Origin of the sequence: Clostridium collagenovorans DSM 3089 (genome assembly GCF_900130005.1) — a bacterium.
GTDB classification, from domain to species: domain Bacteria; phylum Bacillota; class Clostridia; order Clostridiales; family Clostridiaceae; genus Clostridium_D; species Clostridium_D collagenovorans.
This window is the reverse complement of record NZ_FQXP01000011.1, coordinates 97,625-122,145: the sequence shown is the minus strand read 5'-3', so window position 1 is coordinate 122,145 and position 24,521 is coordinate 97,625. Positions and strand designations below refer to the sequence as shown.

Annotated in this window: 21 protein-coding genes; 20 read left to right on the top strand and 1 reads right to left on the bottom strand. The window is 26.2% G+C overall.

The features are described 5' to 3' along the window. Positions 1 to 163: 163 nt before the first annotated feature. The 19 genes from BUA48_RS13060 to BUA48_RS12970 all read left to right on the top strand — a co-directional run bounded on the left by BUA48_RS13060 (position 164) and on the right by BUA48_RS12970 (position 21,878). Positions 164 to 2,173 carry a sigma-54 interaction domain-containing protein gene (locus BUA48_RS13060; protein WP_072832509.1) on the top strand — a complete coding sequence of 670 codons (2,010 nt, stop codon included), beginning with the start codon at positions 164 to 166 and terminating at the stop codon, positions 2,171 to 2,173. A 279-nt stretch (positions 2,174 to 2,452) separates the two neighbouring features. After that, entirely contained in the window at positions 2,453 to 3,190 is a 738-nt protein-coding gene (locus tag BUA48_RS13055) for a gamma-glutamyl-gamma-aminobutyrate hydrolase family protein (protein ID WP_072832508.1), read from the top strand. Positions 3,191 to 3,228: 38 nt separating this feature from the next. Continuing rightward, a complete protein-coding gene (locus tag BUA48_RS13050) occupies positions 3,229 to 4,539 on the top strand; it encodes an APC family permease (RefSeq protein WP_072832507.1) in 1,311 nt (436 codons plus the stop codon). Between the two features lie 594 nt (positions 4,540 to 5,133). Then, positions 5,134 to 6,780 (top strand): ABC-F type ribosomal protection protein CplR, encoded by a 1,647-nt coding sequence (gene cplR, locus BUA48_RS13045; RefSeq protein ID WP_072832506.1) that lies wholly within the window; start codon positions 5,134 to 5,136, stop codon positions 6,778 to 6,780. Between the two features lie 445 nt (positions 6,781 to 7,225). Continuing rightward, complete coding sequence (locus tag BUA48_RS13040; protein WP_072832505.1) at positions 7,226 to 8,398, top strand: GGDEF domain-containing protein; 1,173 nt, start codon at positions 7,226 to 7,228, stop codon at positions 8,396 to 8,398. Between the two features lie 111 nt (positions 8,399 to 8,509). Next, on the top strand, positions 8,510 to 8,803 hold the full coding sequence (locus tag BUA48_RS13035) for a CD3324 family protein (RefSeq protein ID WP_072832504.1): 294 nt from the start codon (positions 8,510 to 8,512) through the stop codon (positions 8,801 to 8,803). Between the two features lie 157 nt (positions 8,804 to 8,960). Further along, complete coding sequence (locus BUA48_RS13030; RefSeq protein WP_084666340.1) at positions 8,961 to 9,668, top strand: class I SAM-dependent methyltransferase; 708 nt, start codon at positions 8,961 to 8,963, stop codon at positions 9,666 to 9,668. A gap of 142 nt (positions 9,669 to 9,810) precedes the next feature. Next, on the top strand, positions 9,811 to 10,221 hold the full coding sequence (locus tag BUA48_RS13025; protein WP_072832503.1) for a DUF5317 family protein: 411 nt from the start codon (positions 9,811 to 9,813) through the stop codon (positions 10,219 to 10,221). A 301-nt stretch (positions 10,222 to 10,522) separates the two neighbouring features. Continuing rightward, positions 10,523 to 10,885 (top strand): DUF2089 domain-containing protein, encoded by a 363-nt coding sequence (locus BUA48_RS13020; protein ID WP_072832502.1) that lies wholly within the window; start codon positions 10,523 to 10,525, stop codon positions 10,883 to 10,885. 16 nt (positions 10,886 to 10,901) lie between these two features. Beyond that, complete coding sequence (locus BUA48_RS13015; protein ID WP_072832501.1) at positions 10,902 to 11,291, top strand: SHOCT-like domain-containing protein; 390 nt, start codon at positions 10,902 to 10,904, stop codon at positions 11,289 to 11,291. Positions 11,292 to 11,301: 10 nt separating this feature from the next. Then, positions 11,302 to 11,535 (top strand): hypothetical protein, encoded by a 234-nt coding sequence (locus tag BUA48_RS13010; RefSeq protein WP_072832500.1) that lies wholly within the window; start codon positions 11,302 to 11,304, stop codon positions 11,533 to 11,535. 333 nt (positions 11,536 to 11,868) lie between these two features. Continuing rightward, positions 11,869 to 12,801 carry an ABC transporter ATP-binding protein gene (locus BUA48_RS13005; protein WP_072832499.1) on the top strand — a complete coding sequence of 311 codons (933 nt, stop codon included), beginning with the start codon at positions 11,869 to 11,871 and terminating at the stop codon, positions 12,799 to 12,801. A gap of 14 nt (positions 12,802 to 12,815) precedes the next feature. Continuing rightward, positions 12,816 to 14,501: an ABC transporter permease subunit gene (locus BUA48_RS13000; protein WP_072832498.1), complete on the top strand. Its 1,686-nt coding sequence runs from the start codon at positions 12,816 to 12,818 to the stop codon at positions 14,499 to 14,501. 143 nt (positions 14,502 to 14,644) lie between these two features. Next, positions 14,645 to 15,313, top strand: a complete 669-nt coding sequence (locus BUA48_RS12995) for an ABC transporter ATP-binding protein (protein WP_072832497.1) — start codon at positions 14,645 to 14,647, stop codon at positions 15,311 to 15,313. Between the two features lie 5 nt (positions 15,314 to 15,318). Then, a complete protein-coding gene (locus BUA48_RS12990; protein ID WP_084666338.1) occupies positions 15,319 to 17,958 on the top strand; it encodes an FtsX-like permease family protein in 2,640 nt (879 codons plus the stop codon). A gap of 100 nt (positions 17,959 to 18,058) precedes the next feature. Beyond that, the gene (locus BUA48_RS12985; protein WP_072832496.1) at positions 18,059 to 18,757 is read left to right on the top strand and encodes a response regulator transcription factor; all 699 of its coding nucleotides are present in this window, start codon (positions 18,059 to 18,061) and stop codon (positions 18,755 to 18,757) included. After that, positions 18,758 to 20,014 carry a sensor histidine kinase gene (locus BUA48_RS12980; protein ID WP_072832495.1) on the top strand — a complete coding sequence of 419 codons (1,257 nt, stop codon included), beginning with the start codon at positions 18,758 to 18,760 and terminating at the stop codon, positions 20,012 to 20,014. A gap of 179 nt (positions 20,015 to 20,193) precedes the next feature. After that, positions 20,194 to 20,862 (top strand): response regulator transcription factor, encoded by a 669-nt coding sequence (locus BUA48_RS12975; protein WP_072832494.1) that lies wholly within the window; start codon positions 20,194 to 20,196, stop codon positions 20,860 to 20,862. Next, positions 20,859 to 21,878 (top strand): sensor histidine kinase, encoded by a 1,020-nt coding sequence (locus tag BUA48_RS12970; protein WP_072832493.1) that lies wholly within the window; start codon positions 20,859 to 20,861, stop codon positions 21,876 to 21,878. Before BUA48_RS12975 ends, BUA48_RS12970 begins: the two co-directional genes overlap by 4 nt. Before the next feature lie 109 nt (positions 21,879 to 21,987). On the opposite strand, the gene BUA48_RS12965 is transcribed toward BUA48_RS12970, so the two are convergent. Continuing rightward, positions 21,988 to 22,875 carry a hypothetical protein gene (locus BUA48_RS12965; RefSeq protein WP_072832492.1) on the bottom strand — a complete coding sequence of 296 codons (888 nt, stop codon included), beginning with the start codon at positions 22,873 to 22,875 and terminating at the stop codon, positions 21,988 to 21,990. A 641-nt stretch (positions 22,876 to 23,516) separates the two neighbouring features. Between BUA48_RS12965 and BUA48_RS12960 the strand changes: the two genes are divergently transcribed. After that, positions 23,517 to 24,482: a tRNA dihydrouridine synthase gene (locus tag BUA48_RS12960; protein WP_072832491.1), complete on the top strand. Its 966-nt coding sequence runs from the start codon at positions 23,517 to 23,519 to the stop codon at positions 24,480 to 24,482. Positions 24,483 to 24,521: the final 39 nt, after the last annotated feature.

Sequence of the window (24,521 nt, the reverse complement as noted above, 5' to 3'; positions counted from 1 at the left end):
TATTGAATGAGTTCTTTTCTGTTATAATAGTTTTACGATATAATTTTAATAAATAATAATTTTTATGAGAAAAATATATTTTAAATTACATTTGTTTATTAATATTCCGATATTAGTGATGAATTTTAGTAGGGGTAAATCTAAAGATTGAAGGTGTTTAATAATGAAAACTATAGCTGTAGTTACAGATGGTATATCAAGATTAGAGTTATTTTTAAATAAGAATATAGAGAGTATTTTTAAGGATAAAATAACAATAAAAAATTATTATTTAAATAGTATGGAGAAGAATCAAATTATTGAAGGTGATGTGGTTCTTGTCATGATAGATGAAAGAGCTGTGCAAATAAAGAGCTATGTTGATGATGTAAAGAAAATAATAAAAATAAATAGAAGTATAAAGCAAAATGAAGTTTATAAGTTATTCGCATTACCAGAGGGAATAGAGGTACTTGTTGTAAATGATAATGAACAAACCATATTAGAAACTGTGTCTAGTTTATATGATATGGGTATAAATCACTTAAATTTTATACAATATGATCCGAAGAAAGATTATAGTCATATTAAAGTAGCGGTTACACCTGGAGAATCCAGTTTGGTTCCAAGTTATATTGAAGAAGTTATTGATCTTGGACATAGGTGTATTGATAGCTCAACATTTCTTCAAATAATAGCAAAATTAAATATTGATGATAGAGAAGTAACAGAGAGGCTAATAAAGTATTCTGATAAGGTTATTAGTTCATATTCAGGTGTAAATACAAAATTTAAAGAACTTACTATAAAGAATGAAGAATTAAATTCCATAATTAACTTATCTAGTGTCGGAATGGCAATGCTATCAAATAAAGAAGAAATAGTAATTTGCAATCAAAGTGTAAAAAGAATATTAGATATTGATAATAATATAATTGGTAAAAAGGTAAAAGATATAGAAAATAAGGACCTTAGAATGATTTTTAGCTTAAGTAAAGCTAATGATGAGGTAATAAAATTTAAAAATAAATATATTAATGTGAATAAACACAATATAGAAAGCTTTGGAAAGATAACTGGAGCATATTTCTGTATTCAAGAAGTAACCTATATAAAAAAGTTAGAACAAAATTTATCTAAGAAATTAAGGGATAAAGGACAAGTGGCAAGATATCATTTTGATGATATAAAGACTAAGTCTGCGGAACTTGAGCAATCTAAGGAATTAGCAAAGAAGATTGCAAAGTCAGATTATACTGTTTTAATAACTGGAGAAAGTGGAACTGGTAAGGAGTTAATGGCTCAATCTATACATAATGATTCCTTAAGATTCAATCAGCCATTTATAGCTATAAACTGTGCAGCCATGCCTGAAAACTTACTAGAAAGTGAACTTTTTGGTTATGAAGAAGGAGCATTTACAGGAGCATTAAAGGGTGGTAAAAAGGGACTATTTGAACAAGCACACAATGGAACTATATTCTTAGATGAAATAGGGGATATGCCTATGTATTTGCAGACAAAACTTCTTAGAGTAATTCAAGAAAACCAAGTTATGAGGGTTGGTGGAGAAAATGTCATAGATATTGATGTTAGGATTATTGCCGCTACTAATAGAGATTTACTTGAAATGATAAAAAAAGAAAAGTTTAGAGCTGATTTATATTATAGAATAAATGTACTTCATATAAATATACCTCCTTTAAGAGATAGAAAAGAGGATATAACAGCTATGTTAACGTATTTTATGAATAAAAAAATTAATATAAGTAATGAGGTTAGTAAAATACTTAATAATTACTCATGGCCAGGAAACATAAGAGAGCTAAAAAACACAGCTATGTATATAGATACTATGTGTATGGAAGATGAGGTTAAAATTTGTGATTTACCGCATAATATTCTTAATAATAGAAAAGAATATACTCAAGAAATAAAAATTTTACAAGATAAAGCATCTATTGAAAAAGCAAAAAAGATTATGCAAATTATAAATGAAGAAAATAAATTAAATAAATCTATTGGAAGAAGTGGAATAGTAAGCAAGCTAAATGAAGAGGATGATTTTATAACAGAGGGCGAAGTAAGAAGAATATTAAGTATATTTAAAGAGTTAGACTTAGTTACATCTGAGGTTGGAAGAAAAGGAAGTAAACTAAGCGAAAAAGGAATATACTTATTAAAGAATATATAAATAGGATGAGTAATAGGAGAACAAATAGGTTTTAAACACAACCTATAAAACCTATTTATATAGAAAATTAGAGGAATATAAGAACTTTAAAAATAATATATGAACAAATAAAAAAATATTTTTAAATAAAAGAGTCGTTGGAAATACAAGAGGGGGAGAATAAAAAATTTTTCTCCTCTTTTAAATTTTTTGAAAAATAAGACTTTGGCATAGAAATTGCTTTAAGAAAGGTGTGAAATTTTTATTACTATCAATTTAGATATAGGAGTGATATTAGGAATGGAAAATAAACAATATCCGATAATTGGAATATCTGGAAGCTTAATAATCGATGAAGGTGGAATGTTTCCTGGGTATGAAAGAGCTTATGTTAATAACGATTACATACAATCAGTAGCTATGTGTAAAGCAATACCTTACATGGTTCCTATGATTAGTGACGAAGAACTAATAAGAGAACAAGTAGCTAACGTAGATGCCCTAATATTATCAGGTGGACATGATGTAAATCCACTTATGTGGAATGAAGAGCCACATAGCAAGTTAGGTGGAATATTACCTAAAAGAGATACTTATGATATGGCATTATTAAAAATTGCACTAGAAATGAAAAAGCCAATATTGGGTATTTGTAGAGGTGAACAATTAATAAATGTAGGTAATGGAGGAAGCTTATATCAAGACTTATCTTTAATAGAAGGTTCTTATATAAAGCATAACCAACAACATTTATCAAATGTTGCTACACATACGGCTTGCATAAAAGAAGGTACAAAATTACATGAAATACTAGGTGAAGATGAAATATTAGTAAATAGTTTCCATCACCTAGCTATAAATAAAGTAGCTCCAGGATATATAGTATCAGCTACAGCTAAAGATGGTGTAGTTGAAGCTATAGAAAAAGAAGGTGACCATTTTGTAATGGGAATTCAATGGCATCCTGAAATGATGACAAAGGATTATCCTAAAATGCAAAAAATCTTTATGGCATTAGTTAAAGAAGCGTCTAAATAGGAAATAATTATTAAGACACACAAGGTGGAGGGTTAACAATGAAAAAAGAGACGAAGTTAGGATTTTGGAGTATTGTTCTGTTAGGTATCAATGCAATTATAGGTTCTGGAATATTTGGACTTCCTGGTGCAGCATACTCAAAGGTAGGGCCATCGAGTATATTAGTATTAGGATTCTGTATGATTTTAGCAGTATCTATAGCTTTATGTTTTGCTGAAGCAAGTAGTTGGTTCGAAGAAGATGGTGGACCATATATTTATGCAAAAGAAGCATTTGGTAATTTTATAGGATTTGAAGTTGGATTTATGAAATGGGCTGTAAGTATGATAGCATGGGCAACTATGGCTAACTTCTTTGCAGTTACATTATCTTCAGTTTGGCCACAAGCAGCTGAACCATTAACTAAAAATATAATAATAGGTGTATTAGTAATAGGTCTTGGTATCATAAACTTAATGGGTGTAAAACAATCTAAAAAATTAAACAACATAATGACAATAGGTAAGTTAATCCCATTAGTATTATTTATAGCAGTAGGAATATTTTTTATAAAAGGTTCAAACTTTACACCATTTGTAATAATACCAGAAGGGCAAGCAACGTCTTCTGCATTTGTTGCAGTAGCTATATCTTTATTCTATGCATTCACTGGATTCGAATCTTTAGCAGTTGCTGCTAAGGATATGGAAGACCCAAAGAGAAATGTACCAAAAGCTTTAGTAACAGTAATGCTTGTTGTATCTATAGTATATGTTCTTATACTTGCTATAAGTATAGGGGTTTTAGGTTCAGGACTAAGTGGTGCTAATAACCCAGTTGCTGATGCTGCAACTAAAATAATGGGACCAATAGGTGGATATATAATAACAGCAGGAACTATAATTTCTGTAGGTGGTATAAATATAGCATCATCTATATTTACACCAAGATCAGCTACAGCATTAGTAGAACAAGGTTTATTACCTAAACCTATGAGTAAAACTAATAAAAATGGAGCTCCATATGTAGCTATAATAGTATCTATAATAGGAACTTTATTAATAGCTTGGTCAGGATCATTTATAACATTATCACAAATAAGTGTTGTATCTAGATTTATTCAATATATACCTACTTGTTTATCTGTATTAATCTTTAGAAAGAAATTTGCAGATAGAGAAGTAAACTTCAGAATACCAGGTGGTGCTTTTGTACCAGTATTTGCAGTAATAGTAAGTTTAATATTATTAGTTAAAGCTGGAATAGATGCTCCTATGAAAATAGTTTGGGGTCTTGGTGGATTAATAGTAGTAGTACCTATTTACTTCTATATGACTAAGGTTTACACAAAAAGACATAGTAATAATTAAATAAATTTCAAGTAGAATATAAAGTAATAATTAAAGAGATTTATAATTGAAAATAATATATGCTAGTTTATAGCAATATAGATTATTAAAATTAAATAGATAAAAAATGATAAAAGCGGTAATTATTTATTTTAGTATAAGTAATTATCGCTTTTGTATTTTCATTTATAAGGTGATTAAAGGTTAGTAGTGTGAAAATAAACTACTAGTACTTCAAAGTTTGGATTTGAAATACTGGTGAAAAGCTTAACTTATTAAAAAATATTAGTTTATAGTTAGATATGTAAATATGATATTATAAAAATATAAAAAGTATATACTGTAAATAATATGAAAATATTAGTTGATTTTAAAATATATACATGCTAAAATTGCATTAAAAATAAAAAATGAAAGGGTACGGATAAAAGAAAAATGAAGTTATAATTTACATTTAAAGTTTAAAGTATTATAAATTTTAAAAACCTATTTTATAGGTTTATTTATAGTGCTTAAATTAAGGAGAGTAAATTATATTTTTTACTTTTATTTAGCGTGCCTATTATTATAATAGTCTCTCCTTATATTTGAGTACAATTAAGGAGGGATTTTTTTATGCAATTAGTGATGATAGATAAATTAAAAAAATATTATTCGGATAAATTAGTTTTAGATATAGATAAATTTGAGATTCTAGAAAATGAAAAAATAGGCTTAGTAGGGTCCAATGGAGCAGGAAAAACTACATTGATAAAGGCTTTAACGAGACAAATAGAAATAGATGAAGGACAAATATATTTAACTAATAGTTATTCATATATTACTCAAAGTGAGGATTTAGATTTTTTATTAGAAGATAATAAGATAAAAAGTATGTTAAAGGCTCCCGATAAATTTGCAGATTATTTATCGGGGGGAGAAAAGGTGAAATTAAGAATAGCAAATGCATTTAAAGAAGAAAAGAAGTTAATAATAGCAGATGAACCTACTGCGAATTTAGATAAAGAAAGCATAAATATATTAGAATCTATGTTGAAAAAGTATAATGGAGCTATGCTACTAGTATCACATGATAGAAACTTTTTAGATGTATTGTGTAATAGAATAGTTGAAATAGATAATGGAAAGTTAAGTGTGTATAACGGAAATTATACGAGTTATACACACTTAAAATCAAAGGAAAGAGAAAGAGAAAAATTTGAGTTTGAGCAATATATTTCAGAAAAAAAGAGATTAGAATCTGCCAAGATTAAAAAAATTAATTCAAGAGATAATATAAAAAAAGCGCCTAAAAGAATGGGGAATTCAGAGGCTAGACTTCATAAAATGGGGGATCAAAGAGGAAAGAAAAATTTAGATGGAAATGTTAAATCTATACAAAGCAGAATAGATAAATTAGAAGTAAAGGAAAAGCCTAAGGATATAGCAGAAATTAAAATATGTATAAAAGATGGTCTTGAAATAGTAAGTAAGAATTTAATAGAAGTAAATAACTTTACACTTCTCGCACAGAGGAAAAAGTTGTTAGATAATGTTTCATTTAAGATTAAGAGAAATAAAAAGATAGCTTTATTAGGTGAAAATGGATGTGGAAAAACTACTTTAATAAAGGAGATTCTAAGAAATAATAATTCATCAATTAGAACAAATCCTAAGGTTAAAATAGGATATTTTGATCAAAGTCAAGAAATATTGAAGGAAGACAAAAGTATCTTAGATAATATAAAAGTATCATCATCCTTTAATGAAACCTTTATAAGGATAAATTTAAACTTATTTGGATTTAAGGGTACTGATGTACATAAAAAAGTAAACTTATTAAGTGGTGGTGAAAAAGTAAAAGTAGCACTTTGTAAAATAATTTTAGATGACAATAACTTTTTAGTTTTAGACGAACCTACTAATTATCTAGATATTACTTCATTACAGGCACTTGAAGAAGCATTGCGAAATACTGAGAAGACTATGCTTATAGTTTCTCATGATAGAGCATTTATAGAGAAAGTATGTGATTATGTTATTGAAATTAAGAACTTAAAAATTAAAGAGTTCAATGGAAGCTATAGAGAGTATATGGAAAGTAAAAACAATAAAAAGCTAACTTTAGCTTGCAATAAAAAAAATGAGGAAATTTTAATTTTAGAAAATAAGCAAAGTCAGTTAATTTCTATGTTGTGCTTAGAAACTAATGCTGATAAAAAAGTTGAATATGAAAAAGAATATTATGATGTATTAGCTAAACTAAAAGAATTAAGGGAATAAATAATTAATGTAGATAAATTATATGTTAGTAATTTGAACATTCGTACTTAATAAGGAACTATTTAATAAGAAATATAATAACTATCAGTGATATTTTTAGTAAATAACTTAAAGTATATATTATTATTTTTTAGTTCTTTTAATTTTATAGAATAATAAGTACTCTTAATAATAAATATTGATAAATAAATATTCTGAGAAAAGTTGTATAAGCGTGTAAAAACATGTATAATAATGTAGAAATTCATATGAATAATATAGTTTTATATAAATAAAAAATAATAAGGTACATGTATTAGAAGTTAGTTTCAATACATGTACTTTTTTAAAATAATGATTTTAATTTTCAAATAGTATTATTAGATCAATCATATTTTTGAAGTTATTAAAAGAACGGTAAGCCTATATATTATAAATTGTAGGCTAGATAAAAGTGAGGGGAAACATGAGCTTCGTAGACATTTTGATTACATTAGTACGTAATATTATACCTTATTATTATTTGATGAAATGGAAGGAACCAAAGAAAAAGTCTATTTCTATTGTTGGGATAAGTGTTTTAACTATGATATTAATTTCTAATTTGGCATTAATATATGGTTTTAGAAATCCAATATTATTTTTAATAATAGTTACTATTCCTAGTTTGGCAATATTTTATTTGTTTTCAGAGTATAAGGATGGAAGGTTCTTGTTAACTTTCTCAATGGTAGATAATATTACAGCAGTTATATTTTTTTTAGTTGATATATTTAGTTATTTAATAAATATAGATAAAATTGTAAAAATATTTTTGCAAATATTAATGTTAATATTAATTGGTTGTATATCCAAATTAGTTTCTAAACGATATCATGAATTAATGACAATTAAATCAAGTGGATGGATTGTTATTTCAGCACTATCATTTTTATATTATATAATGTTATACGCATTTATTGCATATCCAACTTATATAGTTGAAAGAATTGAGTATTTACCCATAGCTATTCTATATTGTGTGCTGGTCATTGTAACTTATATGGTGATTTTTAGGATAATGGTTCTTACAAAAGAGGTATATAAGAGAAAAGAAAAAGAGTATATTTTATCTGCTCAGTTGGAGAAGCAAGAAATACAACTTGAGTTACAAGATTTGTATTATAAGATGGCATATACTGATGGATTAACAGGACTTAAAAATAGAACTGCTTATGAAGAAAAGCTCGATGAAATTAGAACAAAAAGAGAAAATGTATTATCCTTATGGTATATTTCCTTTGATTTAAATTATTTGAAACAAACTAATGATAGCTTAGGTCATCATATAGGGGATAACTTAATTAAATCTTTAGCTAATGCTTTTAAAGAAGCCTTTAAGAATAATAAGAATATTTTTAGGGTCGGTGGAGATGAATTTGTAGTAATTTTAGAAGAGGATATTAGTGAAGAAGAATTAATTAAAGAGTTGGAAAACTTTCAAAGAGTTTTAGGTAGATATAGTAAGATAATAGATACAAACATAAGTGTGGCATATGGATATAGCTTATTTAAAAACAGTGAGGATAATTTTGATAAGGTAATTATATGTGCTGATAAACAAATGTATATTAATAAAAATAATATGAAAAATAATTAATATAAAGGAGTTGAAGAATGTATGAGAAAACTAATTATTTTTGTATAGCAAAGGCTATTGCAAAATTTTAATAGCCTTTGTCATATTCCTATAAAATTTTAGGAGGCAAAAATGGGCTATATTAAAGCAAGTGATATTTTACCAAGAGAGGTTATAGAAGTTATTCAATCATATATAGATGGAGAATATATTTATATTCCTAGACTAGAGAGCAATAAGAAAAGTTGGGGAGAAAACACCAATACAAAAAAAGAAATAAGGAATAGAAATAATCAAATTTATTTTGAAAATAAATCTGGTAAAAGTATTAAGGAATTATCTAAAAAGTACTATCTATCAGAGAAAAGTATCCAAAGAGTAGTTACAGAGTTAAAAAAGAAAGAAAAAATTCAAGCAGAGTCATAGATAAATTCTATGACTCTTTTTTACTTCAGAAAAGTTTATTAGGTTTTAAGATGTATTAGCTTGATTATAATTATAAATATAAAACAAATGAATTTTAAGAGTCAAAAATTAAAATCAAATATATAATAATATGTTTGCATAATTTAGGGGGATAATTATGGAAAAGGAATATGAAGAATATCTAGAAGAACTTAAATCATGGCTTGAAGAAACAAGGGATACAAAACTAGAGTCTATGGATCAATTTTTTGAAGAAAGGGTTGAGACTTATGATGAACATATGGAATCTTGGGATAAGTATTATAAAGTTATGGGAAAACTTATTCCTAAAAATACTAAAGAACTTCTTGATATTGGATGTGGTACAGGATTAGAATTAGAAGAAATTTTTAAACATCTTCCTGCTATTAGGGTTACAGGAATTGACTTAGCTAAGAGTATGTTAGATAAACTTGAAAATAAGTATAAAGACAAAAATACAGAGCTAATTTGTGGTGATTATTTTACTACGGAGTTTGGAGAAGGTTGTTTTGATACAGCAATATCCTTTCAAACATTACATCATTTTAGACCAGAAAAGAAAATTGAGGTATTTAGAAAACTATATAGTAGTTTAAAAAATGGTGGATGTTATATTGAGTGCGATTATATTGCAAGGACTCAAGAAATAGAAGATTTATTATTCTTAGAAAGTGATATTAGAAGGGAGAAAGAGAAACTTTCAGAAGAATATTTTGTTCACTTTGATACTCCTTTAACTTTGGAACATGAAATAGAGTTAATTAAAAAGGCTGGTTTTGAAAAAGTTGAATTTTTTAATGAAGGTGAAGATAAAAACACTGTTCTTATAGTTGCATGGAAGTAAAGAAATATTTAGAATATATATTAAAGTAACTTTTGAAGTTTTATAAAAAATTATAGAAGTTGGTATAGTGCATAAAATCTATAGTTTTAATTTTTAATAGATGCTAAAATAATTGAAAATATGAAATAGAGAGGTAAAAATTATGAATTTTAATTTAGTAGTCAAGTTATTTCTAATATCAATTATTTTTAGTATTTTAATTTTTTCTATAGTTAAAAATGAAAATCACAAGCTTGCAATAAATATAATGGTATTAATAATTATTACAGGAGCATTATTAGGTGCAGTGGGACTAACACTGAATTTAATAGTTGTAGAAAAAAATTATGGTAAAATGCCCGTAAGTACTGTACAAGGTGAGATAGTAGAAGATTACAGGCATATAGCTTTAAGTGAAGAAGTAAAGTATGAATTTTTAACTGACAAGTATTATTTAACTTTTCCTTGTAAAGGCATGTATTCTATTGGAGATATTTTAGCCGGCATAGGAGTAGTTATGGCTTTTTCAACTATGGGAAATGTAGTCTTATTAGCTAAGTCAAAAAGAATTTAAACTTCTTCAATGATAAAAGACGAAAAGAGAGTAAAAAGACCTAATATTTTAGTATATAAAATATTAGGTCTTTTTTTATTTATTAATTAGATTTAATAAATAGATAATATATCGTCGTAATATTTGCTTTAATATATAAATCACATAGGAATATCATTAAAATTAATCATAAGATTAATAAAATCAATTGAATGTCTGACTATAAATTAATAATATTAATTTTAATATTAAAATATTCAATAAAACTCTTCACATTATTTGAAGGATGGTGTATATTATTATTAAAGATAGGAGGAGTTTCATGTATAAAATATTAAGTCGCTGTCCAGTATGTTCTAATAAGCTAAAAGCAATAAAATTAAAATGCAATAGTTGTAATACAGTTATAGAAAATGAATTTGAATTATCTAAATTTGATTATTTAAGTAGTGAGCAGTTATATTTCGTTGAGACTTTTATAAAATGTAGAGGAAGTATAAAAGAAGTTGAGAAGGATTTGGGAATTTCATATCCAACAGTTAGGGCAAAATTGGATGAAGTAATTGAAAGTTTAGGATATTCGGTAAAAGAAACTAAAACTAAACAAGAAAGTAAGGATATTTTAGCTGCCTTAGAAAAGGGAGATATTTCAGTTGATGAAGCAATTAGTAAATTAAAGGATTAAAATTGGAGGGATTATTATGAATGAAGAGGTTGTTACAGTATTAAAAATGGTTGAAGAGGGGAAAATTTCTGTTGATAAAGCTAAGGAAATAATTGAAGCTTTAGAAAGTTCATCAAAAAATACTGATATTGTACCTGCAAAACTATATGATGATAAGTTTTTCAGAGTTAATATTTTAAGTAATGAGGGAGATAGAGTTAATATACAGCTTCCAATTAAAGTGATTAAAGAAGTCATAAAACTTACTGGTAAATTACCTATATCAACATCCATTGAAGGTATGGAGGGAATTGATATTGATGAAATAATGAATACCATAGTATCATGCTTAGATAATGAGGTTATGGGGGATATAGTAGATATAAGTTCTAGTCAAGGTGATATAGTTAAAATAGGAATAAGTTAGGGGTTTTAAAATGAGAATTTCTATAAGAAGCAAAGAAGCAAGGCTTAAATTAACTTTACCAGTTCCATTAGCTATGGGAAGTATAATAATAAGGTGTATTCCAAATGAGAGTTTTAGTAAAGAACAAAAGAAAATTGCTATAGAGCTTTTTAAGGGCTTGAAGGGAACTTTGAGAGAGTATAGGGGCTTAAGAATTGTAGAAGTTGAATCACAAAGTGGTGAGTATGTAAGTATTACCTTATAAAAAATATATTTTTAAGTTTAATTATTAAGAAGATTATAATATATCCATATATGTAGTGAGAGAAGTTTTAAATTACATATATAGGATAACTGATACTATAAATAGGGTAAGTACTAAGAATTAAGTTCTTAATATAAGATTAATATAATGTAAATAAAAGCAAGAAAAATCTAAGTGTAACGTAAAATCACATTTAGATTTTTTTTGCTTTATTTTTGATTTAATAAGATAGATTTTATTTGTTATCAAAAAGTAAGATTAGAATAAGATAATTGTAAGTTACACAGAATAAAATACTAAATATCAGGAAGAGCAAACAAGGAGGTAAGAAATATGAAAACCGTTTTAGAACTGAAGAATGTTAGTAAAATTATGGGGAATAAAACTTTAGTTGAAGATATAAGCTTTAAAATTAATGAAGGTGAGATATTTGGTTTCTTAGGACCCAATGGTGCTGGAAAAACTACAACTATAAAGATGATTACAGGGTTATACAGTATAAGCAAAGGTGAAATATATATAGATGGCAAAAGTGTTAGAAAGCAGTTTGAGGAGGCTTTAAACGGGGTTGGAGGAATAATAGAAAACCCTGAGATGTATGGATATTTAAGTGGACGAGACAACTTAAGACTTTATGCAAGGATGCATGGGGGAATAACCAAGCAGAGAATAGATGAAGTTGTTGATTTAGTTAAGCTTGGAAACAGAATAGATGATAAGGTTAGTAAGTATTCTTTAGGTATGAGACAGAGACTAGGTGTAGCTCAAGCTCTTTTACATAATCCTAAGTTACTTATATTGGATGAGCCTACTAATGGTTTAGATCCAATGGGTATAAAGGAACTTAGAGAAACTTTAAGAGATTTAGCTGAAAAAGAGGGGCTATCAGTAATGGTATCAAGCCATCTTTTAACTGAGATGGAGCTTATGTGTGATAGATTTGGTATTATTGATGGTGGAAAAATAATAGATATTAAAACTATCGGCGATATCAAGAAAGATGAGTCAGCAACTAAGAAGTTTTATAAGTTAGAAGTTAGTGATAATGAAAAGGCTATAAGTGTTATAAGTAAAAAATATCCTAACTTAGATGTAGAAATTTTAGATAATGCAGTAAAAGTAAGTTGTGAACGAGAAGAATTAGGGAAAATAAATAAAGAAATAATCTTAAATGATATGACTTTATATGTAGTTAATATGATGACTAAAACTTTAGAAGACGAGTTTATGGAAGTGACTAAGGGCTCTAAGGAACAAATTAGATAAAGGGGATGAAAAATTTGAAAATAGTAAGTTTAACATATAATGAACTAGTAAAGCAATTTAAAAAACCTAGTATAAAAATAATTTTTGCATTAATATTAATAACAGCTATGGTACTACCAATGTTTATTAAGAAAATGCCGGTTGATAGATATAGCAATAGTGCTTTAGAAAGCAATAAGTTTTTAGTAGAACAAGCCAATCAGATGATGGAACAATCTAAGGAAGATAAAACTCAAAAGGGAAAAATGTCATATCAGTATGCTATGATTGAGAAAGAGTATTGGCAGTTATATGTAGATTATAAAATTGGATTTGATGATTGGAGAAGAATTGAAGCAGAAAATTTTAGAGATGCAGCGTATGATTTAGCAGCTATAGAATTTGTATTAGAAGGATACAATCAAGAAGTAGTAATTGAGAACTTACAGAGTGCAAGCACTGATGAGGTTTCAGCATATTATGAAATGACTTTGGCTAAAAAGAAAGAAGTTGAGACAGCTTTAATATCTCAAAAAGAGAAAATAAAAAGTATTATAACTAATAATGATTATATGGCTCATACTGAAGAAGAGTTAAAAAGAAAGCAAGGATTTATAGATTTAAATAAAAAGACTATTGAGGATTATGAAAAGTTAAAAGCTAAAAATCCTAAGGATGAAGAAGGAAAGGAAAAATTAGCACAATTAGAAAAGCAAGCAAAATCAGCAGAAAGTTCAATTAAGAATTTTGAAGAAGATAAAAAGATAATAGAGTTTAGATTAAAAAATAAAATAGATTATGACTTAAACAACTGGAAAAATAACTCAATAAATACTATTGAAAAGGAAATTCAAGAGTTAAGAATTAATTTAATGACAGAGACTGAGTATAGTTCAATAGCTACTCAACAAGGGTATTCTATGACATATGATGACTATGTTAAGAATTATAATGAAAAGAAAGAACAAAGAATAAATAAGATAAATGAAGTATGGTATGGACTAGAAAATAATATTCCAGCTTTAAATGACATAAGAGATGCTAGAAGTGTATTAGATGGAACTTATGAAATATATATGATTTTAGCAGTTATAATGGTTATTATAATTGGTGGAGGAATTGTAGCATCAGAGTTTTCACAAGGAACTATAAGATTATTGTTAATAAGACCTGTTTCAAGATGGAAGGTACTATTATCAAAGTTATTAGCTGTTTTAATAATTGGATTTTCAATTGTTATATTAGGAATTGGTATATTATATATTTCAACAGGAGCTGTATTTGGCTTTGAAACCTACAAAACTCCATTATTACAAACAATAAATGGTAGTATAACTAGGGTAGAATATATCAAGTATTTACTTCCTAAAATAGTTATTTCATCTTCAAGTTTAGTATTTATATCATCTTTAGTTTTAACAATATCAACATTATCAAAGAATACAGCTTTAGCAGTTGCAATAAGTACAGTGCTTTATTTAGGTATAGCTCCTGTTACAGATTTGTTAGTTGGTATGAAACAAACATGGATAGTAAAAACATTATTACCTTATATAAATGCTTCTTACTTTAGATTAGTTCCGTTTACAGAGCAAGCTTTATCAGAAAGATTTGGTATACTAATGCAGTATAATCAAGGGGCTATTCAATTAATCATAGTTTCAGTGGTACTTTTAATAATATCATTTGTAGTATTTATGAAAAAAGATATTAAAAATTAATATAAATAAAAAGTTGGCTAAGGCCAACTTTTTATTTATATTCAAAACTAACTAATACAAAATATTAAAATAGGTATGTTGTAGAAATTTTAAAATCATAATATAGTTAAAAAGTATTATATAAGAAGTTTAAGGAGTTAATAATGAGCGCTATTAAAGTAATAAATGTTAGTAAAGATTATGGCAAAGGAAATAATAAAATAGAGGCCTTAAAAAATATAAATTTAACTGTAGAAAATGGAGAGTTTATTGCTATAGTTGGAGCATCAGGTTCAGGTAAATCTACACTGTTACACGTAATTGGAGGTGTAGATAGGGCTACTAGTGGAGACATATACATAGATGACATATACTTAAATGATTTAAATGAAGATGAAATATCATTATTGCGTTTAAGAAAGTTGGGATTTGTATTTCAGACTTATAACTTAATTCCTGTTCTTACAGTAGAGGAAAATATTGAAATGCCAGTACTTTTAGATGACGGGGTAATGGATGTAAGGTTTAAAAATGAACTTATAAAAATGCTACACCTAGAGGATAGGGTAAATCATTTACCTTCAGAACTTTCAGGTGGTCAGCAGCAAAGAGTTGCAATAGGAAGAGCACTTGCTAATAAACCTTCTATAATTTTAGCAGATGAGCCTACAGGAAATTTAGATTCCAAAACAGCTATGGATATTATGGAATTATTAAAATACACAACTAAAAAATATAAACAAACCTTAGTAGTAATAACACATGATGAAAAAATAGCGCAGATGGCTGATAGAGTTATTACTATAAAAGATGGAGAAGTAATTAGCAGTTAAAAGAGGTGAGTCCTATTAAAAAATATGGTGATATAGTAAATAAACAATTTAAAGTAAATAAACGACGAAATTTATCAACTATATTAGGAATAATTCTAAGTGTAATTTTATTTACAACTGTGGGTTTTATCCAAGAATATTACAGAGATATAAACATTTTATATGCTAAAAATAATAATGGTAATTATGATGTTGTTTTTAAAGGCATATCTAAAGGTGAAGTTGAATTATTAAAAAATAATGTACTTGTAGAAACAATAGGAGTATATAGTGAGGTTTTTTCATCTAGAATTAAAGTTGGTGAAGATAGAGAAAAAATAATAAAATTAAGTGCAGTAGACAAAATTATATTAAATGAATTATTTTCTCCCATAGTTAAACTGCAAAAAGGTAGATTTCCCGAGAAATATGGAGAAGTAATTATAGATGATTTAGGAACAGGAGTCTTAAATAGAAATATAGGAGATACAATAGAATTAGGTGGAAAAGAATATAAGGTAGTAGGTATATATACTAATGATACTTTTTTAAATACATATGAAATTAATATGATTACATATTTTGATGAAAAAAGTAACTATGAAAATATAAATACAGCTTTTACCGTAAAAACAGAAAAAGATAAAACGAGTATCATAAGAGATATAGCAAATAATCTAGGAATAAAAGAAGTAAACGAGAGCAAGAGTAAAGGAACAGGAAGTAAAGAGTTTATTTTTAATAAGGTACTTTTTTATCATTATGGAGAGAAAAATATAGGGGAAGGGTACTTAGAAAATGATTCTAAAAATACAGAAGTTATTTTATACGGGATAATATTAGTATTAACCACCTTTTTAACCTATGGTTCAATTAATGTATCCATAAAAGAAAGAGTAGAGCAATTTTCCATTCTAAGATGTATTGGAGCAAGAAAAAGTAAAATAAGAAAGTTATTGATAAAAGAAAGTTTGTTTTTAGCTATATTTTCATTGGTACCTGGAATTATAATAGGGCAAATATTTTCCTATGGAATTTCAAATATTCTTTTTAAACAAATAGTTGAATCAACTGTGTATACAGTACAATATAAAATATATTTTAATGTTATTCTAATAACCGTAGTATTAACTATAATTAATATATTCCTAGCTACTATTATTCCAATAATAAATATAGGTACAATATCGCCTATAGAAGGAATAACTAATGGAAGGGCTATAAAGAAAAATATTAAAGGAAGAAAATCTAAAATAATAAAAGGATTGTTTGGATATAATGGTGAGCTAGCTTATAAAAATATTAGAGCTAATAATAGAAATTTTATAATTACTACATTAACATCTATTATAATATTATCAACTTTTATAGTATTCACAGGATATAAAAATAATATTTTAAATAGTTTTGAAAGAGAAAATAATATTATCAAAGATTTTAGTATTGATATATCGGTTAAATACGCTAAAAAATATAATGATGCATATGAAGAATTAGATAAATATAAAGGTGAAATTGAAGATTTGCAGATAAGTGAGAAAATATATGGAAGGATAAGTAGTTTAGTTAGCGGAATATTTAAAAATATAAGTTTAAATAAATATATAAAGGATAGAGATAATCAGTATTATATAAAGGAAAAGAGTATTAATCAGGATGGAGAACAATGTGTATATAGTAATGGTATAAATTTTATTATTATGGATGATGAGGCTTTAAAAGAATTAATAACCGTGCAAAACCTAGATATAACATTAGAAGACTTTAAGGAAAATGGGGTATTAATAGCAGATAGAGCAGTTGTGAAAAACCTTGTAAATGTAGCTAGAGAACCTATATTTAGTTTAGAAAAAGGTGATAAACTTAACTTAGAGTTAAAAGCAGGTAAAGATGATTGGAGTCAAAAGGATGTACAAAAAGAAATTGAAGATATAAGACAAAATAATAGAGAAATAAGCTTTAAATATTTAGATTCAATTAATGGAGAAAAGATATTTGATAGCAAGAGATATGGTAGTGATAATTATATAAATTTAGTTGTGAGTAAAGACTTTTATTACGAAAATCTTGATCTATTTACAGGTTATAATAACAAGGAGAATAAGATTATTGATCCAAATTCAATAATTTTTGTATTAGAGTTAAAGCCTAATATAGATAGAAATGTAGCAACTGAAATTTTACAAAGTTATTCAAGAAAAATTGAAGCTACATACTTAGATAATAAGTTGAGTAATGTTAGAACTAAAAATCAGCTTATAATTAGCTCTAGTTATATGTATGTTGTACTATCTTTGATTATAATTACTGGAGGAATTAATTTAATAAATAATAAAAATATAAATATAAAGTTAAGAGGTAAAGAAATAGGAACTTTACTTGCTTTAGGTATAAATAAGAAGAGACTAAAAAAAATCCTGATGCTTGAAGGAATAGTACAATGGTTTATAGCCAGTGCATCATCAATAATATTGTCATATGCAGTCTTAAGTGTATTATATAAAGTATTAATGTATAGCACAGAAATAATTACAAACAGAATGCCAATAGGAGCAACTATTTTGGGGTGTAGTGTTTTATTTATAATAAATATTTTAGGAGTTTACTTACCTATAAGAAAATTAAAATATACAGACACTATGGGACTTATAAGAAACAAAGAGTAGATAATAACTTGTTAGATACTAAAAAGTAAATAATAAGAAGGAAGGGAGGATTTAGAGGGAGTTTGGTACTTACAATACAATCTCTCACTAAAGATAAATAATGAGAAAGGTTTTATTGGTAGAAGATGATAGAGCAGTAGCTTTGGCTGTAATATATAGCTTGAAAAAGGAAGGATTTAATATAGAGCATGCTATTAATTTAAAAGTAGCAAGAACATTAATCAAAGATGATATAGATATTATATTATTAGATTTAATGTTACCTGATGGAGATGGCTATGAGCTTTGCAGTGAAATAAGAGAAAGTGGGAGTAATGTACCAATAATTTTTATGACAGCCTGTGATGAAGAAGCTAATATAGTTACAGGATTAGATTTAGGTGCAGATGACTATGTAACTAAGCCTGTAAAAATAAAAGAATTAGTATCTAGAATAAATGCTGTTTTAAGAAGAAAAGGTAAAGAGGTTAAAGAAATAGAAATAAGTATTATGAAAAGTGAAAATATTGAATTGGATAAAGGTGCACATATTGTTAAAAATCATGGAGAGGATATATACCTAACATTAAATGAATTCAAGCTTTTACAAATGTTTATGGAAAATTATCCTAATGTATTGACTAGAAATATAATTCTAGAGAAGTTGTGGGATGCAGAAGGTAATTTTATTGATGATAATGCACTCAGTGTTTATATAAAAAGACTTAGAGAAAAAATAGAAAAAGACAGTAAAAATCCACAATTTATAGTTACGGTTAGAGGTGTTGGATACAAATGGAATACTAAGGTGGTGAAATAATTGATAGACTTTCAGAATAAGGATGAAAGATTAAAAATTATACTATACATAAGCATAGCCTTAGCTTTTCAAGCTATAATATTATCTTTTATATACTATACTTCCTTAAAGTCTGTAAATAATAGAACAATAGAAGAAAATTCAATTATAATATCAAAAATAAATTCTAAGGATAAGGATCTATTACAGGATATTATACCAGTTATAACAGGCAAAATTAATGGAAGTGAGCAGAATATAAAAGATGGGAGAGAAATATTAAACTTATACTCTTATGGTAACAATTTAAGTTATAAATATAATCCATTGATAGGCAATATAGCTAATAAGTATATAAGTATTATTACATTAATAGTGTGTATAACACTAATTGTATTAGTGGTTGGTATCATATATCTAATAGATCCACTGTTTAAAGAAATAAATTTATTAACTCATAGGGCTGAAAATATAGTTGAAAATAAGGATATAGAGAACCAGAAAACTTATAAGTATAAAGGAAGTTTAGATAAATTTATAGTAAAATTTGAAATGATGGAAGAGAGAATATATAATAACATAGATATTTTGAAAGAAGAAAAGTTAAATTTAAAAAATATAATAAATGATATATCTCATCAATTAAAAACACCTTTAATGGCTCTATCTATGTATAATGAAATTTTAAATGATCATAGAGAAATGGAAGATGAAGATGTAGATAACTTTATAACTTTAAGTAAGGAACAATTAGATAGAATGGATTGGCTTGTTAAAACGCTTCTAAAGTATGCTAGACTTGAAAGTAATATTGTAGATTATAATAAAGAAAAGTTCTTATTGAATAATACAATTGAAGAGAGTATAAATCCATTATTAGTAAAGGTAGAGGAGAAGAAGCAAAGCTTAATATTTAAAGCAGATAGTGAAGTGTATTTATATCATGACAGAAAGTGGATAGCTGAAGCACTAAGTAATATAATAAAAAATGCAATAGAACATACAGCTATAGGTGGAAAAATAGAAGTTGGAGTGCAAGAAACACCTATAACAGTTAGAGTGTGGGTGAAAGATAATGGTGAGGGTATAGATGAAAGTGAAATAAAAAAAATATTCAATAGATTTCATAAAGGTCAAAACTCACTTAATCCAACAAGTATAGGTATAGGACTTTGCTTGAGTAAATCAATAGTTAAATCACATAATGGAGATATTACTGTGGATAGTAAGGTAGGAGAAGGAAGTACATTTTATATTACTTTTATAAAAATTCCATAGAATTTAAAATGGATTTTCGTAGTATTAAATTAAACAATACATAAAAATGTTTAAAGAAAAGTGACTAAAAGATTTAAAAACTTTTAAATAAATAAAAGGTTTGAAGGTTAAGGAAATATAAAGTTAAATAAGTTACTTAATTGAATTATTAAAAAATTTAATTTGTGGGGATACAATAGATGTTTAATATAATGATAATTGATGATAATGAACAATTACAAAATGAATTGGGAATTCTTTTAATTAATAATAACTATGCTGTTACAAAAATAAAAGAGTTTGATAATATTTCCAATCAAGTAAAGGAAAATAATCCACACTTAATTTTACTTGATATTAACTTACCACAGGATGATGGATTTAAAATATGTACTGAAATAAGAAGTTTTTCAAAGGTTCCAATTATATTTATTACTAGCAGGGATACAAATATTGATGAGCTCATGGGGATTACCTTAGGAGGGGATGATTTTCTTACAAAGCCTTATAACACACAAATACTTTTAGCAAGAATAGCATCGCTTTTAAAAAGAGCTTATCCTAGTGAGAAAAGTACAAATACTATTGAATGTAATGGTATAAAACTTAATATATTATCAAGTACCGTAGAATACGGTGAGAGCAGCATAGAATTGACTAAAAATGAATTTAAAATATTACATTACTTAATTAAAAACAAAGGTAAGATATTATCTAGATTTGATATTATGGAATATTTATGGGATAGTTCATTATTTATAAATGACAATACACTTACTGTAAATATAACAAGGATAAGAAATAAATTAGAGGAAATAGGAGTAAAGGATTTTATAAAAACAAAACGAGGTCAAGGGTATATAATATGAGTTTAAAGAACTACTTAAAAAGTAGAATTTCATTAATAATAATTAATATAATTGCTTTAATAACTATGTCATTATTCTTATTTAGTACGGGAAATGCTATTGAGACCATAAGAATTATAGTAGGGGTATGGATAATAAGTTTGAGTACTTTTTTTTGTTATGAGTATAGAAAAAGAAAAATATTCTTTGATGAACTTTTAAAAACAATTGATAATTTAGATAAAAAGTATCTTGTTAGTGAGGTTATTGATATTCCACCTTATATAGAAGCAGTTCCTTATTATGGTTTACTTAAGAAAGCTAGTAAGTCCATGAGAGATGAACTTAATGAGAATAAGAATGCACGTAAGGAATACAAAGAGTATATTGAGCAATGGGTTCATGAAATAAAAACTCCAATTTCATTGATTAAATTAATAGAAGAAAATAATAAAACAAATCTATCACCGCTTATATTACAACAATTGCAGGAAATAGATAGGTATGTTGAACAAGCCTTATTTTATGCAAGAAGTGAGGAAGTAGAAAAAGATTATCTTGTAAAAGAAATCTCCTTAGAGCAGTGTATAAATAAGGTTATAACTAAAAATAAGCAAGTATTTATTTTAAATAATATAGATGTTGAAATAAGTGATGTAAATAAAAATGTCTATTGTGATAGTAAGTGGTTAGAGTTTATTTTAAACCAAATAATAGTTAACTCTATAAAGTATAGAAGCAGCAAAGATCCAAAAGTTATAGTAAGTGCCAATGAAATTAAAAATGGTGTTGAACTAATAATTGAGGATAATGGAATGGGAATACCTCAAAATGAATTAGGACGTGTTTATGAAAAGGGCTTTACAGGAAATAAAGGGAGAATAAAAAGTAAATCTACAGGAATAGGTTTGTATCTGTGTAAAAAGTTATGTGATAAATTAGGCTTATTAATAAACATAGATTCACAGGAAGAGGTATACACAAGGGTAAAGATTATTTTCCCTAAGGGTAGCTTTGTAAGCTTAGATGAGGTATAAATACTAATTGACTTTCTAATGTTAGGATAAATTTTTTGTGATTTATTTTTATTAAGCACACTAGGCGCTCGCTGTGAATTCTTAGTGTGCTTAGTTAAAAAAACACCTGTTATTTTAAAATGCTATTATATTCTCTATATAAGATTTTTAAGTTTTCATTTATTATATACTTTCTATTTAAGAATGGTATAAAGCATATAATAGATAAAAACCATATTGATACTCGCAAACCGCCTAGTCTTCCATGAAGAAAAACTTCAGCAAGGAATAAAATTATATAGCCTGAGATAAAACTTAAATTTTCAAAGACTATTTTCAGAAGCTTATTTTTATCATAATTCAAAACTAAACTTGTTAATTTAACATTTAAGGTCGTAAATACAAATAGTAATATAACACTAAAGATAATGAGTAAAATCATTAAGTTATTAAAATGTTTATATATAAAACTAGATATAAAAAGTCCAATATATATAAGAATGCAAACAATGTTTATTTTCCCAGATAGTATAAGAGCATGTGCCATACTATTTAAAGAATTATTTGCATCAATATCTAATTGAATTATATTATCCTTATTATTCAGAAGTTTAGTTATAAATTTATTAATTTCTACATAACTAACAGTAGTTGAGTTTTTCTTAGGAGAGACTTTATATATTTTAGATATAAATATCTCTATAAGTATATTTAGGATAAATAATATAGCAATACTAAGGTTAATTATTGCAAGATGAAAATCAAAATATAAATATAGAATATTTAGTATTAAAGATACTACTCTTGCAAGCACATCTATTGTTGATATCTTTTTCAACACACTTAATTTCTTTCTAAAGGATTCTTCCATTATAATAGTTGATAAACTTAGTGCTATATATAGTGCTACATGAACAATATAGTCATCACCATAGGATTTTAGTACAAATCTATGGAATAAAAGTAATAGATAAAAAATAATATTAGAAATAGATAAAAATTTAAATTTCGATAACATAATAAGTATCCTCACTTGTAGTTTAAGGTTTTACTAAAATAATATATGACGAACTTTACAATAAATTAAGCTATGCATCTCCTCGTTTTTTTAGTTAAAGTTTAGCATTTATACAATATATTATCAATAACTATCAGTAAATTTTATAAGTACTTTTATTCCATAACTTTTCTATATAAATGGGGATTGTTGAATTTTAATTTTTAACTCTATACTGTGATTATTTCTAAGTAATAGGTTGTTACTTTTGATAAGCTTACATATAAATATAAAGGTAAATGGAGAAAATTAATTAGAACTTATATATTAAAGAAAGCTCAAATATGATAAAATATATTTCTATTATATATACTTTGTAATACTAAAACTATATTATTAAACTTTAGTGCATCACTGTAATTTTACAGAGAAAGCCTAAAAATATAAAATAAATTTAATTAATGAAATGTACTTTATAGATTTTGTAATATTAAATCTATAATATAAATTAAAATTGATATCTATATGTTTATATATAAATCTAAATATGGTGATTGAAATTTAATTACTGCAAGATATATAATAAAATACTATTTAAACATAAAGAAAGAGAGGTAGTGGGAGAAGCATAACTTAAAATAAAATCTCACTAAAGACAATAGATGAAATATTACTTAGCACCAATGGAAGGAATCACAATACATATATATAGAAATTTATATGAAAAGTTTTTTCATAATGTAGACAAATACTTTACCCCTTTTGTTGTTCCTAATAGAAGTAAAAATCTTAGAACTAGAGAATTAAGAGATGTTTTGCCAGAAAACAACAAGGGTATAAATGTAGTACCTCAAATACTTACTAATGATTCAAAGGGCTTTATAATTACTGCTAGAAAGTTACAAGAACTAGGATATAATGAGATTAACTTGAATTTAGGGTGTCCTTCTGGTACTGTTGTATCTAAAAATAGAGGTTCAGGATTTTTAGCTAAAAGAGAAGAGTTAGATAAGTTTTTAGAGGAAATATTCACAATAGATGATATGAAAATTTCTATAAAAACTAGACTTGGTAAAGATAGTGCAGATGAATTTTATGAACTAATTAAAATTTATAATAAATATCCCATGGAAGAGTTAATAATACATGCTAGAACTCGTGAGGATTTTTATGGTAATACACCTAATTTAGAAGTATTTAGAGATGCTTTGGATTTAAGTGCTAATTCTGTATGTTATAATGGTGACATTTTTACTGCTAATGATCATGAGAACTTAACAAAGGCTTTTCCTAATTTAGAAACAATGATGATAGGACGAGGAATAATTGCTAATCCCGGGTTACTTGATGAAATAATAAGTGATAAATTTTTAGATAAGCAATTATTAAAACAGTTTCACGATGAACTTTTGTATGAATACCTTGAAGTTTTTAAGGATGAAAAGAATACTATGTTTAAGATGAAGGAAATGTGGGGATTTATGATTCACATATTTTCTGATAACAAAAAGTATCTTAAAAAGATAAAGAAATCTCAAAAGGTAAGTGATTATGAAGAAGCAGTTTCTATTTTATTTAATGAACAGGAAATAATAAGGGGAGCAGGATTATTTAGTAGTCAAGAGTAAGAAAATTTTATAATAAAGTTTATTTAAAGGCTCAAGGAA

Bases quoted from the DNA above. Each gene is read 5' to 3' on its own strand.
- BUA48_RS13040 (WP_072832505.1), top strand. From the start codon at position 7,226: ATGAGCTTCGTAGACATTTTGATTACATTAGTACGTAATATTATACCT.
- BUA48_RS12985 (WP_072832496.1), top strand. From the start codon at position 18,059: ATGAGAAAGGTTTTATTGGTAGAAGATGATAGAGCAGTAGCTTTGGCT.
- BUA48_RS13010 (WP_072832500.1), top strand. From the start codon at position 11,302: ATGAGAATTTCTATAAGAAGCAAAGAAGCAAGGCTTAAATTAACTTTA.
- BUA48_RS13030 (WP_084666340.1), top strand. From the start codon at position 8,961: ATGGAAAAGGAATATGAAGAATATCTAGAAGAACTTAAATCATGGCTT.
- BUA48_RS12995 (WP_072832497.1), top strand. From the start codon at position 14,645: ATGAGCGCTATTAAAGTAATAAATGTTAGTAAAGATTATGGCAAAGGA.
- BUA48_RS13055 (WP_072832508.1), top strand. From the start codon at position 2,453: ATGGAAAATAAACAATATCCGATAATTGGAATATCTGGAAGCTTAATA.
- BUA48_RS12960 (WP_072832491.1), top strand. From the start codon at position 23,517: ATGAAATATTACTTAGCACCAATGGAAGGAATCACAATACATATATAT.
- BUA48_RS13060 (WP_072832509.1), top strand. From the start codon at position 164: ATGAAAACTATAGCTGTAGTTACAGATGGTATATCAAGATTAGAGTTA.
- BUA48_RS12975 (WP_072832494.1), top strand. From the start codon at position 20,194: ATGTTTAATATAATGATAATTGATGATAATGAACAATTACAAAATGAA.
- BUA48_RS13015 (WP_072832501.1), top strand. From the start codon at position 10,902: ATGAATGAAGAGGTTGTTACAGTATTAAAAATGGTTGAAGAGGGGAAA.
- BUA48_RS13050 (WP_072832507.1), top strand. From the start codon at position 3,229: ATGAAAAAAGAGACGAAGTTAGGATTTTGGAGTATTGTTCTGTTAGGT.
- BUA48_RS12965 (WP_072832492.1), bottom strand. From the start codon at position 22,875: ATGTTATCGAAATTTAAATTTTTATCTATTTCTAATATTATTTTTTAT.
- BUA48_RS13005 (WP_072832499.1), top strand. From the start codon at position 11,869: ATGAAAACCGTTTTAGAACTGAAGAATGTTAGTAAAATTATGGGGAAT.
- BUA48_RS12970 (WP_072832493.1), top strand. From the start codon at position 20,859: ATGAGTTTAAAGAACTACTTAAAAAGTAGAATTTCATTAATAATAATT.
- BUA48_RS13035 (WP_072832504.1), top strand. From the start codon at position 8,510: ATGGGCTATATTAAAGCAAGTGATATTTTACCAAGAGAGGTTATAGAA.
- BUA48_RS13020 (WP_072832502.1), top strand. From the start codon at position 10,523: ATGTATAAAATATTAAGTCGCTGTCCAGTATGTTCTAATAAGCTAAAA.
- BUA48_RS13025 (WP_072832503.1), top strand. From the start codon at position 9,811: ATGAATTTTAATTTAGTAGTCAAGTTATTTCTAATATCAATTATTTTT.
- cplR (WP_072832506.1), top strand. From the start codon at position 5,134: ATGCAATTAGTGATGATAGATAAATTAAAAAAATATTATTCGGATAAA.